Source organism: Erythrobacter neustonensis, assembly GCF_001663175.1.
Lineage (GTDB): Bacteria > Pseudomonadota > Alphaproteobacteria > Sphingomonadales > Sphingomonadaceae > Erythrobacter > Erythrobacter neustonensis.
In genome coordinates this window covers 250,665-262,751 of sequence record NZ_CP016033.1, presented here as the reverse complement: position 1 = coordinate 262,751, position 12,087 = coordinate 250,665, and the positions used below count along the sequence as shown (strand labels likewise).

Below are 12,087 nucleotides of genomic sequence, written 5' to 3'. Positions count from 1 at the left end.
TGGTGACGAGCACCCGCGAAGTAGGAAAGCGCTATTCCCGCCCTCGACTGCGGCCCTATTCGCGCCCCGCCAACCCCTTCAGTCCGAGCGGCTCGTAATCGCCGATCGCCAGCTGTTCGAACACCCCGAGCCCCGCCTCGCCCCCCGGCCCCTCGACACGGCAGAGCATCTGCACATGGAGGTTGTCGGGCCGCGCCGGATCGACGCTGGCAAGATCGATGTCCTCGCGTGCCACTTCCAGCTCGCCATGATCGAGCCCGTGGCCCCAGACGGGCGAGGTGTAGCCGAGGCCGCGCATCTGGAAGCGGTTCAGCGGGGTCAGAGTGAAGGCGTCCTCGCCGATAGTCAGCGCGCCCGATGCTGGCCAGCGCGTGCCATCGGCCAGCGCGCTGGCCATGCGGGGTTCGTGGAATTCGGAGAAACTTGCCGGCCCGCCGCCGTCGGGCGCGATCACCGCGCGGGTGTTCCACGGCGTGCCGTCGGCATGCGCGTTGAGGTGGAAGAAGACGCTGCGGCGCGTCATGTTGATCGGGGTCCACTGCCAGAAGAATTGCGGCAGGCTGCGCCCGGCAAATTGCGGATCGGCCGCGCCGATCGGGCGCACCCCCCAGCTGCGGTCGCGCGTGCCCATGCTGCCTTCGGGCAGCGCCGCGCGCGCGCCGTCCACTTCGATCCAGCCGGTGTAATGCCCGTTCTGCGTGAGCCGGGTGTAATCCATCACCGTGCGCGGGCCGATCCGCCAGGTGAAGCGCGGCTCGGCAATCGGAAAAGCGCGGCCCGCGAAGGTGAGATCGGCGGCGATCCCTTCGCCATCGACGATCACGCGCAAGGCTTGCAGCGGTTCGACCACCTCGATCCGGATGGGCCCGCATTCCAGCGCCATCCGCTCCATCCCGAGCCGGCGGCTCGCATGCAGGCAATGCTGCACCCCGCCCCTCACCACGCAGAAATGCGCGTCCGCAACGTCGAGGTGCGGATAGACCCCGAAGGCGACCGCAAAGAAGCTGCTGCCATCGGGGGCATAGCCGTTGAAGAAATAGCGGTCGTAGAAATTGCGGTCGGTCCCGGCAAAGGCGACCGGATCGGGGGTCTGGTGGATCGGATAATCGTCGCCGCGGGTGAGCATGATCGGTCTATCCCTTCTTGAGCAGATCGAGACTGCCATGCGCGAGGGCGAGCGCCGCCGCGCCGCGCGCCATCGACAGGAAATTGGCATCGCCGCGCGGCGTGCGCACCACGAAGGCCGCGCTGAACACTGCGGTCGACAATCCGTGCAGCGCGCCCACTGCATAATCGCGCCAGATATCCGCAACGCCGAGCGGCACGCCGCGCGCGGTCATTTCGGCGCAGTAAAGTTCGAGCAGCTCGGCCTCGTGCGCGCGGCGCAGGCCGTCGCCGATCCCGCAGCCGAGGAAATAGCCGACATCGGTCAGCCCGTTGCCGATGCCGAGCGTCTGCCAGTCGAGCACCGCCACGCTTTCCGCGCCGCCCTTGATATCGAACAACAGGTTGTCGAGCCGGAAGTCGCCGTGAACCAGACTGACGCATTCGGGGGTGCGGTCGGTGGCGGCGGTATGTTCGGCCAGCGCCTCGCACAGCGCCATGTATTCGGGTTCGAGGACACCGGCATAACGTTCGCGGAACACCGCCTGGGCCTGCGGATAGAGCGCCTTGACCCGCGCGGCGGCCTCGGGATCGGGTTGCAGCCATGCGCGGCCCAGGATCGCGGGGTTGTGCCAGCTTGGCGCGTGGAGCGCAGCGGCCTGGCGGATGGCGGCGCGCGCATCCGCGATCCCGCATCCGGCGATCTGGTTGCCGCCGCGTGCAGGGCCGAGATCCTCGAACAACAGGCAGAACGCCGTGCCGTCCTCGGCCATCTGCGCAAAGTGCACCTGCGGCGTGCGCACGGGAAGCTGCGGGGCAAGCTCGCGGTAGAAATTGACCTCGCGCGCGTAGAGCCCGAGCATCGCCGCGGTCGCGCGGCTGGTGGGATCGGCGGCAGCAAACTTGCCCGCCAGTGTCAGCGGCGCCGCATCGCCGGCAAAGTCGAGCGTGAAGCGCACCGAATCGCCGACCTGTCCGGTGCCGATCGCTTCCCAGCGCCAGCGTTCGGGCGTGCGGCCCAGCACCATCTGCCACCAGTCGGCGCTGATCTGGTCCGGGTGGACCGGTGTCGGCAGCATCTCTCCTGCACCCCCTCGCTGACCCTGCCGCGCTGCGCCCGATATTTCAGGTCGGCGGCGGGGCCTCCTCCTCGTCCTCGCGCGCGGCCTGCCTTGCGGCCTTTTCAGCGCGGGTCTTCTTGAGTATTCGGTCCATCGCCAGCCATTGCCAAGCGCCAAATCCGATAGCGATGCCATAGAACAGCGCGATCTCGATCCAGCCGAAATTCATGGCCGCACGCCTTGCGAGGCGGCGGTTTCGATGAATAGGGCGATGCGTTCGGCCGCGATTTCGGGCGCTTCCTCGTGCGCCAGATGGCCGAGCCGCGGCAGCAGTTCGAGCCGCGCATCCGGCAGCCAGCGCGCCGCATCGCGTGCCCAGTCGGGCGGGATCGCGGGATCGTTGGCACCGTGGAGCAGCAGCACCCGGTTGTGCACTGCGCCCATCCGCGCACGCAGCCCCGGCAAGTCCCAGTTCGCCATCATCGCCAGCGCGCCGCCGGCATGGCCCGATGCCTTGAGCAGCCTTGCGTAACAAGCCAGCCCTTGCGCATCGATCCTGGAATGGGTGGAGCGCCACAGGAACCTCTCCGGCCCGCCGACCAGATCGATGCTGCCGGTAAAGATGCGCGGCACCAGCGGGTTGACGAACAGCGCCTTGGCGACCGCGGGAAAGATCTGCGCCAGCGCGCCGGGGAAGGGGCGCAGCGCGGCGCTGAGGCCGACGATGGGGCCGGTGTGGCCGTGATCGAGCGCAAGTTGCAGCGCGATTGCGGCGCCTGCCGAATGGCCGATGATCGCCTGCGGGACGACGCCCAGAGTATCGATCAGCCCCTGCACCTCGCGCGCCATCGCGGGCAGGCTCATCGCATAGGCATTGTGACCGGTGGTGAAGGCATGGCGCGGCAGATCGCAGGCGATGACGTCATGCTGCGCGGCGAGCAGCGGCATCAGCCCGCGCCACGAATGCACCGACGCGCCGGTGCCGTGCAACAGCAGCAGCGGCGGGCCTGCACCCATGCGCTGCACATGCCAGCGTTTGCCCGCGACCTCGACGAAACGGCTGGCATCGCGGTGCGGCCAGATCAGCCCGTCGCGGTTCCAGTCAAGCGGGCTCATGCTGCGCGGGCCGAAGGTTGCACCGCGTCGATCGCCTGCTTGAGCATCCGTGCATCGGCGCGGGGGAGGGCGAGAAACCGCCCGCCAAGCGCGGCGGCAAGCGCGGCGCCTTCGGGGCCGGGGCGCGCGGAGATGTCGATCACTAGACTGTCGATCTCGCGCGCGGCGATGGCCTTGGCGGCGGCCTCGGCGTCCTTTGCGGCTTGCGGGCGGCCGGGCGCGCCGTCGGCGGCGATATTGGCTCTGCCATCGGTGAGGATCACCAGCGCGGCGCTGCGGCCCTTGGCGATCACCGCCTCGGCCACCTCGCGCGCGGCATTGAGCCCGAGCGCCAGCGGCGTGCCGCCCCCGCCGGGCAATTCGGCGAGCGTGCGGCGCGCGCGGGTCAGGCTGCGGGTGGGGGGCAGGATCAGTTCGGCACTGGTGCCCCGGAACGCGACCAGCGCGACTTCGGAGCGGGTGACATAGGCCTGACCGAGCATCAGTTCGACCGCGCCCTTGGCCTCGGCCAGCCGCGCGGCGGCCGCCGATCCGCTGGCGTCGACCGCGAAGATCGTGACCCGCGCGGCGCGTTCCTCGAAGCGGCGGATGCGCAGGTCTTCCTTGCGCATGATGATCGCAGCGTCCGACCGGCTCTCGCGCCGGCGCACCGCCTGCCACGGGACCGCGGCGCGCAGGCTGTCGATCAGCGCCAGTTTTGCGCCCCCGCGCGGCATTCCGGGCCGCGCGCCCAGCGGCTTGCCGCGGGTGGCGTCTTTCCGCCTCTGCCCCGTGCCGCTCGACTGCGCGCGCCGCGGGGCCTTGCCGCTGGCAAGCTGTTCAAGCAGCCCGGCAGGGATCGCGGCCCTTGCGGCGTCCACAAGGATCTCGGACAGGTCGGGCTCGGAGTTCCGGTCGCTGTCGGATGGATCGTCCCGATCGCCGTCGGGGGGCGGCTGGTCCGGTTCGGACGGCGGCGCGTCCTGTTCCTGCGGCGGCAACCGGCTCGCGCGCGGGGCGAGCACCAGTGCCGCTGCGCCCGACAGATCGGCGGCGTCCGCTGCCTTGCGCCCAGCCAGCGCGGCAAGCCCGCGCGCGGCGTGACCGGCAAAGATCAAGGCGCGGATGCTGTCCACGCCCAAGGCTTCGGCCGTGGCAGCGAGCGCGCGGTGCGCCTCGTCATCCAGCGCCGCGACGTTGGCAAGCGTGCCTGCCGCCGGATCCAGCGTCACATCCTGCCAGCGTCGCGAGGCCGAAAGGTCGCAGGCAAAGGCCAGCCGCCCGGTAAGACAAGCGGGTGGGGCCTCGCTGGGATCGGTTGCATCGTCGAGCAGCACCAGCGCGGTCTCGCCCTCATCGAGCGCCTGCGCCAACCGCCCGGCGACGCCGGTATCGATCCTTTCGGCCATGCCCGCGATCAGCGCGCCCCCGCGCGCTTCCTCGATCAGCCCGGTCTGGCGCACGGGCTTTCCTGCCGCGAGGCTGCTGGCAAGATCGATCCCGCCAAGCAGGCGTTCGTCATCGACATGGCCGGGCAGGCGGCGCAGCAGCAGCGCCGTGCCCAGCGCGGCGACCAGCGCCTCGCGCGCCGGGCCGGCACCGCGCAGGGTCAGCCCCTTGAAGGTCCGCGGCGCCAGAACGAACAGCCGCGCCGCCAGCACCGCATTGTCGAGCGGGTCCGCGGGCGGGGGGGCGGCTGTCATCCGAACAGTTCGGCAATCGCGCGGGTGATCCGCACGGTCGAGCCGGTCTCGTCGAGCACATCGCGGCGCAGGCGGTGCCGCAGCGCGAGCGGCGCAATCGCGATGAGGTGCTTGCGATTGACGCTTTTTGCCCCCTCCAGCGCCGCCAGCGCGCGCGCGGCGCGCATCAGCGTGAGTTCGCCGCGCAACCCATCGGCCCCGACCGCAAGGCACAGTTCGGCAGCATCGCGGTAAATATCGTCACCTGGCACCAGCTTGGCGAGGCGCGCCTTGCCCTTGGCGACGCGTTTGAGGATCGCATCGTCGGCTGCGGCCCAGCGCGCGGCGAAGGCTTGGGGGTCGGCCTCATTCTCGGCGACCAGTTTCATGATCGCGATGCGGGTGTCGATGTCCTTGGGGCTGCGCACTTCGACCGACAGGCCGAAACGGTCGAGCAATTGCGGACGCAGCTCGCCTTCTTCGGGGTTGCCGCTGCCGATCAGCACGAATTTGGCCGGGTGGCGGACCGACAGGCCCTCGCGCTCGACCACGTTCTCGCCCGAGGCGGCGACATCGAGCAGCAGGTCGACCAGATGGTCTTCGAGCAGGTTGATCTCGTCGATATACAGGAACCCGCGGTGCGCCTTGGCCAAGAGGCCGGGTTCGAACGCCTTTTCGCCCGATCGCAGCGCGCGTTCGAGATCGAGGCTGCCGATCACGCGGTCTTCGGTCGCGCCCAGCGGCATGTCGACGAAGGGGACCGCGCGTTTGACCAGCTTGCCCTGACCGCACACCTCGGGATAGCGCGCCTGATCCTCTTTCGAGGCGCCATAGGGGCAGCCATCGGCCGCCATGATCGGCGGCAGCAGGCTGGCCAGCGCGCGCGCTGCGGTGCTTTTGCCCGTGCCGCGGTCGCCGAACACCATCACCCCGCCGATGCCGGGATCGACCGCCGCGATCAGCAGCGCCTGTTTCATTTCGTCCTGACCGACGATTGCGGAGAAAGGGAAGCGTGCCATCGCCTCAGCTTGTGAACCTTCGGAAAGGTTTGGACAAGCACAAGTGACAGGCTGGCCTGACAGTTTTTGTCAGCGCTTGCCCAAGCGGTTGAGCACCAGCACCGGCAACAGCCCTGCGGCGAGCAGGATCAGGGCAGGGATCGCCGCCTCGACCAGCCGCTCGTCGCCGGCCAGCCGGTAGGTGCGCGTGGCCAGCGTTTCGAGGTTGAAGGGGCGCAGGATCAGCGTGGCGGGCAGTTCGCGCAAGGTATCGATAAACACCAGCGCCGCCGCGCCGCCAAGGCTGGGGGCGAGCAGCGGGGCGTAGATCCGCGCCAACACGCGCGACGGCTTTGCGCCAAGGCTGCGCGCGGCAGCATCGAGACCGGGGGGGATGCGCGACAATCCGCCGCCGACGGTGTTATACGCCACTGTCATGAACCGCACCGCCAGCGCATAGACCAGCACCGCGCTGGTGCCGGTGAGCAGCAGCCCGCCGCTCCAGCCCAGATTGCCGCGCGCAAAATCGGTCAGCGCGCGGTCGAAGGCGCCCAGCGGGGCGAGCAGGCCGACCGCGAGCAACGCGCCGGGCAGCGCATAGCCCAGCGTTGCCAACCGGATCGCGCCGTTGGTCACCGCCGATTGCGAGCGCGCGCGGGCAAAGGCGAGCACCAGCGCCGCGGCAAGGCACACCGCTGCCGCCGCCGTGCCCAGCCACAGGCTGCCGCGCAAATAGGTCGCCAGATCGCCCGCGCCGCCCTGCGCTTCTCCGGTCATCGCAAGGCTGACGAGATAGCCTGCCGGAGCCACGAAACCGATCAGCACGGGCAGCGCGCAAGCCGCAAGGGCCAGCGCCGTGCCGCCGCGCGACAGGTGCACCAGCGGTTCTTCGTCACGGCGCGCGGCCAGCCCGTCGCGGCTGTCGCTGCGCCCTGCGCGGGTGCGCGCTTCCCAGGCGACCAGCGCGATCACGAAGACCAGCATCACGCCCGCCAGTTTCAGCGCGCTCGCCTTGTCGCCCATCGCCAGCCAGCTGCGGAAGATCCCGGTCGAGAAGGTGGGGACAGCGAAATATTCGGCCACCCCGAAATCGGCGAGCACCTCCATCAGCACCAGCGCAAGCCCGCCGGCGATGGCGGGGCGCGCGGCGGGCAGCGCCACTTTCCAGAATGCGCGCGAAGGCGCAGCGCCAAGGCTGCGCGCGGCGCGGAACTGCGTCACGCTCTGCGTGGCAAAGGCGGTGCGCGCGAGCAGATAGACGTAAGGGTAGAGCACCAGCCCCAGCACTAGCGCCCCGCCGCCCAGCGAGCGGATATCGGGAAACCAGTAATCATCCGCGCCCCAGCCCGCGATCCTGCGCAAACCGGTCTGCACCGGCCCCGAAAAATCGAGCAACGCGGCATAGATATAGGCGGCAAGATAGGCAGGCAGCGCGAGCGGCAGCACCAGCGCCCAGCCGAGCACGCGGCGGCCGGGAAAGCGCGTTGCCGCCACCAGCCAGCCGCAGCCCGTGCCGATCGTCCCCGCAATCGCGCCCGCGCCCAGCATCATCAGCGCGGTGTTGGCGATGTAGGTCGGCAGCACCGAGCCTGCGAGCGCGCTCAGCCTTTCGCCGTCCCCGCTGCCGGTCAGCGCGGCCCAGGCGATCGCGGCAATCGGCAGCCCGGCCAGCACCGCCAGCACCCATGCGGCGATGGTCAGGCCATGCGCGGCGTCGCCCGCCGGGGGCGCTTTACGCGCAAGCTCGCTTGCAGTTGCCCCGGCAAATTGCCTAAGGCGGCGCACTCTCATCATCGCGGAACGCGCCCTTGAGCCTCGAATTTCGTCATATTGCCCATGCTTATGGTCCGGTGCGGGCGCTGGAGGATATCAGCTTTGCCGCGCCGGCGGGGGAAATCACCTGCCTGCTTGGCGCGTCGGGTTGCGGGAAGTCAACACTGCTCGGGCTTGCGGCGGGATTGCTACGCGTCCAGCAGGGCGAAATCGCGCTTGGCGGCGAGGTGCTGGCCGATGCCGCCCACAATCCTGCACCCGAAGCGCGCCCCGTGGGCCTGGTGTTTCAGGACGGCGCGCTGTTCCCGCATATGACCTTGCGTGCCAACGTCGCCTTCGGGATGCCCAAGGCCGAACGCTCGATGGCGGATCACTGGCTGGCACGCGTCGGGCTGGCCGGAATGGGCGCGCGCTATCCGCACGAATTGTCGGGCGGACAGCAGCAACGCGCCGCATTGGCCCGCGCGATGGCGCCGCGCCCGCGGGTGCTGTTGATGGACGAACCCTTCGCCAGCGTCGACATCGTGCTGCGCCGCAGCCTTCGGCGCGAATGCCGCATCCTGCTGCGCGAGGCGGGATCGACCGTGATTCTCGTCACGCACGATCCGGCCGAAGCGCTCGACGTGGCCGACCGGATCGCGGTGATGGAGGCGGGCCGGATCGTCCAGTTCGGCACGCCCGAGGAACTGCATCAGGCGCCTGTCACCGCCGCTGTCGGCGCGATCTTCAGCGGAGCGCAGGTGGTGAAGGGGACGCTTGCCGAAGGCGGGCTCGACACGCCGTTCGGGCTGTGGCCGCTGGCAAGCCTTGCAGGCGAACTGCCCGAGGGCGAAGGGTTGCTCGATCTGCTGGTGCAGGCCGACCGGCTGGTGCCGGTGGCCGATGTACGCGGCGGCAAGGTGCGCGACGTTCATCCGCTGGGCGCGCGGTCGCGGGTGCTGATCGGCGGGGCGGAAGGCGCGGCGATCACGGTCGAAACCGCCGTGCCGGTCGATCCTCTAAAGACCTACAGCGTGCTGCCCGATCCCGAAAGCGTGCGGGCCTTCGCGCGCAGTTAGGCCTTGCGCACGCATGCATAATATTGCAAGTCATTCGCAACAACCGCTGCGAAAGCCTCTCTCCCGATGAAACACCTGTTGCTCGCCGCCATCGCCAGTCTTGGCCTGCTCGCCGCCTGTGCGCCGGGTGAGGAAAGCGGCGCCGATGCCGTTCCGGTGACGGGCGAGATCAACGTCTATTCAGCGCGGCACTACGACACCGATCTGGCGCTTTACGAGGATTTCACCAAGGCGACGGGGATCAGGGTCAACCGTATCGAAGCCGATGCCGACGCGCTGATCGAACGCATCGCGGCCGAAGGCGAATACAGCCCGGCCGATCTGTTCATTACGGTCGATGCGGGCCGGCTGTGGCGCGCCGAGGAAGCAGGCATCCTTGCCCCGGTCGATTCGCCGGTGCTTGCGACGCGCATCCCCGCCAATTTGCGCGATCCGCAGAACCGCTGGTTCGCGCTGACCACGCGGGCGCGGATCGTCATCTACAACAAGGCCAAGGGCAAGCCCGCGGGCCTCGACACCTATCAGGATCTGGCCAAACCCGAATTCCGCGGGCGGATCTGCATGCGCTCCTCCTCCAGCGTCTACAACATCGCGCTGCTCTCCAGCCTGATCGCGCATGACGGTGCGGCGAAAGCGGGCGATTGGGCCAAGGGTGTGGTCGCCAATTTCAAGCGCGCGCCGCAGGGCAACGACATGTCGAACATCGAGGCCGTCGCGGCGGGCGAATGCGACATCTCGCTGGTCAACACCTATTACCTCGCGCGCTTCGACACGCCTGAAAAGCGGAAAGTGCTGGAAAGCGTCGGGATCATCTTCCCCAATCAGGCGACCACCGGCACCCATGTCAACATGAGCGGAGCCGGCGTGGTCAAGACCGCGCCCAACCGCGCCAATGCGGTCAAGTTCCTCGAATATCTCGCCTCCGACAGCGCGCAGAAATATCTCGCCGGCGACAACAACGAATACCCCGCGGCCAAGGGCGTTGCGCCGACCTCGGCGGTCGAAGCATTGGGCCCGTTCCGCGCGGACACGCTGGGCGCGGCCGAGATCGGCCGGAACGAGGCGCGCGCGGTCGAACTGTTCAACGCGGCACGCTGGAACTGATTGCAGCTTGCAGGGATTGACCAGCCGCAAACCAAGGCCCGCTTTCACGCCCTATCGCTAATCTAGCTTGAAGCGCGCGCGCGATACGTCCATTTGCGCCGCCAATCTGTCGCCCCTTTGCGGGCGGCCCCATCTTTGTATCCGAGGCCCGTCTTGACCCAAACCGCTCTGACCCGCGACCAGTTCACCGAAAGCGCGGCGCTCTCTGTCGAGACCATCACCTATGTCCACCACTGGACCGATGGCCTGTTCACGCTGAAGATGACGCGGCCGGCGTCCTTCCGTTTCCGTTCGGGCGAGTTCGTGATGATCGGCCTGCCGGGCGACAACGGCAAGCCGCTGCTGCGCGCCTATTCGGTCGCTTCGCCTTCCTACGAGGAGGAACTGGAATTCCTGTCGATCAAGGTGCAGGACGGCCCGCTCACCTCGCGGCTCCAGCACATCAAGGTCGGCGATCCGATCTATCTCGGCAAGAAGCCCACCGGCACGCTCGTCACCGACGCGCTGCTGCCGGGCAAGCGGCTGTTCATGCTCTCGACCGGCACCGGCCTCGCGCCCTTCATGAGCCTCGTGCGCGACCCTGAGGTCTATGCGATGTATGACGAGCTGATCGTGGTCCATTCGGTCCGCAGCGTGGGCGAGCTGGCCTACCGCGAACTGCTCGAATCGAAGCTCGAAGGCGACCCGCTGCTCGAAGACGATGACCGCGCCAAGATGATCTACGTGCCCACGGTCACGCGCGAGGCCTTCCATACGACCGGCCGCATCCAGACGCTGATCGACGACGGCCGCCTGTTCGCGCAGTCGAAGGGTCCGCAGCACTTCGTGCCGGACGAAGACCGCGTGATGCTGTGCGGCAGCATGGCGATGATCAAGGACCACGCCGCCGATCTCGAGCAGCGCGGGTTCGAGGAAGGCGCGAACAACAAGCCGGGGCAATTCGTGATCGAACGGGCGTTCGTGGGGTAACCTTCGCCTGCGCGGCTTGCATTTTTGACGCTTGACCCGCTTGCGATGGCGGGGTTCACTCATGGCAAATCGAAACCGATCTGCCCGGAGAGAAACCGCCATGCTCGCCACCACCCACCGCACCGCCTATAACGAAGACCACGAGGCCTTCCGCGACACGGTGCGCCGTGTCTTTGCCGAGCATCTGACCCCGCATCTCGACGAACATGAAGCCAATGGCATCGTGCCGCGCGATGTGTGGAAGGCGGTGGGCGATGCGGGCATGCTGTGCATGACGGTGAAGGAAAAGAACGGCGGCCTCGGCCTCGATTTCGGGTTCAACTGCGTGCTGACCGAGGAGATTTCCTACCTCGGTTCCTCGGCTGGCTTCACGCTCCAGAACGACATTACCGCCAGCTATTTCGAGCGGCTGGGCAATGACGAACAGCGCGCGAAGTATCTCCCCGGCATGGTCAGCGGCGACATCATCACCGCGATCGCGATGACCGAGCCGGGTGCGGGGAGCGATCTTCAGGGCATCCGCACCACCGCGAAGAAGGATGGCAACCACCTCGTCATCAACGGGTCGAAAACCTACATCACCAATGGCCAGAACGCCGATTGCGTGATCGTGGTCGCCAAGACCGATCCCGACAAGGGCGCCAAGGGGATCAGCCTCGTGCTGGTCGATGCCGACACCCCCGGCTTTGCGCGCGGGCGCAATCTCGACAAGATCGGGCAGCATTCAGCCGACACCTCGGAGCTGTTCTTCAACGATTGCCGCGTGCCGATGACCAATATCTTGGGCGCGGAAGGGATGGGGTTTGTCCATCTGATGGAGGAACTGCCGCAGGAACGCCTCAGCATCGCGGTCGGCGCGCAGGCGGCGGCGCAGCGGGCGTTCGATGAGGCGGTGGCCTTCACCAAGGATCGCAAAGCCTTCGGCAAGAGCGTGTTCGAATTCCAGAACACCAAGTTCACGCTCGCCGACTTGAAGGCCAAGCTCCAGGTGGGCTGGGCGCATCTCGACTGGGCGATCAGGAAGCATCTCGCAGGCGAGCTTACCACCGACGAGGCGAGCGCAGCGAAGCTGTGGCACACCGACCTCCAGTGGGAATGCTGCGACACGGCGCTGCAACTCCACGGCGGGGCGGGCTACATGAACGAATATGCGATCGCGCGGCTGTGGCGCGATGCGCGCGTGACGCGGATCTTCGGCGGAACGAACGAGATCATGAAGGAAGTGATCTCGCGGAGTATCTGA

At 68.1% G+C, this 12,087-nt stretch carries 11 protein-coding genes; 4 read left to right on the top strand and 7 right to left on the bottom strand.

The features are described from left to right. Nucleotides 1–55: 55 nt before the first annotated feature. From A9D12_RS01265 to A9D12_RS01240, 7 genes are all read right to left on the bottom strand, one after another. Nucleotides 56–1,126, bottom strand: a complete 1,071-nt coding sequence (locus A9D12_RS01265; protein WP_156522757.1) for an Rv3169 family protein — start codon at nt 1,124–1,126, stop codon at nt 56–58. A gap of 7 nt (nt 1,127–1,133) precedes the next feature. Beyond that, nucleotides 1,134–2,183, bottom strand: a complete 1,050-nt coding sequence (locus A9D12_RS01260) for an aminoglycoside phosphotransferase family protein (protein WP_068348960.1) — start codon at nt 2,181–2,183, stop codon at nt 1,134–1,136. Between the two features lie 46 nt (nt 2,184–2,229). Continuing rightward, nucleotides 2,230–2,394, bottom strand: coding sequence for a hypothetical protein (locus tag A9D12_RS14580; RefSeq protein ID WP_156522756.1), 165 nt, complete (start codon nt 2,392–2,394; stop codon nt 2,230–2,232). Then, nucleotides 2,391–3,281: an alpha/beta fold hydrolase BchO gene (gene bchO, locus A9D12_RS01255; RefSeq protein WP_068348957.1), complete on the bottom strand. Its 891-nt coding sequence runs from the start codon at nt 3,279–3,281 to the stop codon at nt 2,391–2,393. The genes A9D12_RS14580 and bchO overlap by 4 nt, the downstream gene beginning before the upstream one ends. After that, nucleotides 3,278–4,963, bottom strand: coding sequence for a magnesium chelatase subunit D (locus tag A9D12_RS01250; RefSeq protein ID WP_068348954.1), 1,686 nt, complete (start codon nt 4,961–4,963; stop codon nt 3,278–3,280). The genes bchO and A9D12_RS01250 overlap by 4 nt, the downstream gene beginning before the upstream one ends. Next, complete coding sequence (gene bchI / locus A9D12_RS01245; RefSeq protein ID WP_068348951.1) at nt 4,960–5,961, bottom strand: magnesium chelatase ATPase subunit I; 1,002 nt, start codon at nt 5,959–5,961, stop codon at nt 4,960–4,962. The genes A9D12_RS01250 and bchI overlap by 4 nt, the downstream gene beginning before the upstream one ends. A 69-nt stretch (nt 5,962–6,030) precedes the next feature. Then, nucleotides 6,031–7,734, bottom strand: coding sequence for an ABC transporter permease (locus tag A9D12_RS01240; protein WP_231889665.1), 1,704 nt, complete (start codon nt 7,732–7,734; stop codon nt 6,031–6,033). 14 nt (nt 7,735–7,748) lie between these two features. Here A9D12_RS01240 and A9D12_RS01235 point away from each other — a divergent pair, with 14 nt between their 5' ends. The 4 genes from A9D12_RS01235 (at nt 7,749) to A9D12_RS01220 (ending at nt 12,087) form a co-directional block, all read left to right on the top strand. Beyond that, nucleotides 7,749–8,771 (top strand): ABC transporter ATP-binding protein, encoded by a 1,023-nt coding sequence (locus tag A9D12_RS01235; RefSeq protein WP_231889664.1) that lies wholly within the window; start codon nt 7,749–7,751, stop codon nt 8,769–8,771. A 66-nt stretch (nt 8,772–8,837) separates the two neighbouring features. Then, nucleotides 8,838–9,875 (top strand): Fe(3+) ABC transporter substrate-binding protein, encoded by a 1,038-nt coding sequence (locus A9D12_RS01230; RefSeq protein ID WP_068348945.1) that lies wholly within the window; start codon nt 8,838–8,840, stop codon nt 9,873–9,875. A gap of 153 nt (nt 9,876–10,028) precedes the next feature. After that, nucleotides 10,029–10,844 carry a ferredoxin--NADP reductase gene (locus A9D12_RS01225; RefSeq protein ID WP_068348942.1) on the top strand — a complete coding sequence of 272 codons (816 nt, stop codon included), beginning with the start codon at nt 10,029–10,031 and terminating at the stop codon, nt 10,842–10,844. A 100-nt stretch (nt 10,845–10,944) separates the two neighbouring features. Further along, a complete protein-coding gene (locus A9D12_RS01220; protein ID WP_068348939.1) occupies nt 10,945–12,087 on the top strand; it encodes an acyl-CoA dehydrogenase family protein in 1,143 nt (380 codons plus the stop codon).

What these genes read in the sequence shown, in the direction of transcription:
- A9D12_RS14580 (WP_156522756.1), bottom strand. Translation starts at nt 2,394, where the DNA reads ATGAATTTCGGCTGGATCGAGATCGCGCTGTTCTATGGCATCGCTATC.
- A9D12_RS01260 (WP_068348960.1), bottom strand. Translation starts at nt 2,183, where the DNA reads ATGCTGCCGACACCGGTCCACCCGGACCAGATCAGCGCCGACTGGTGG.
- A9D12_RS01220 (WP_068348939.1), top strand. Translation starts at nt 10,945, where the DNA reads ATGCTCGCCACCACCCACCGCACCGCCTATAACGAAGACCACGAGGCC.
- A9D12_RS01265 (WP_156522757.1), bottom strand. Translation starts at nt 1,126, where the DNA reads ATGCTCACCCGCGGCGACGATTATCCGATCCACCAGACCCCCGATCCG.
- A9D12_RS01230 (WP_068348945.1), top strand. Translation starts at nt 8,838, where the DNA reads ATGAAACACCTGTTGCTCGCCGCCATCGCCAGTCTTGGCCTGCTCGCC.
- bchO (WP_068348957.1), bottom strand. Translation starts at nt 3,281, where the DNA reads ATGAGCCCGCTTGACTGGAACCGCGACGGGCTGATCTGGCCGCACCGC.
- bchI (WP_068348951.1), bottom strand. Translation starts at nt 5,961, where the DNA reads ATGGCACGCTTCCCTTTCTCCGCAATCGTCGGTCAGGACGAAATGAAA.
- A9D12_RS01240 (WP_231889665.1), bottom strand. Translation starts at nt 7,734, where the DNA reads ATGATGAGAGTGCGCCGCCTTAGGCAATTTGCCGGGGCAACTGCAAGC.
- A9D12_RS01250 (WP_068348954.1), bottom strand. Translation starts at nt 4,963, where the DNA reads ATGACAGCCGCCCCCCCGCCCGCGGACCCGCTCGACAATGCGGTGCTG.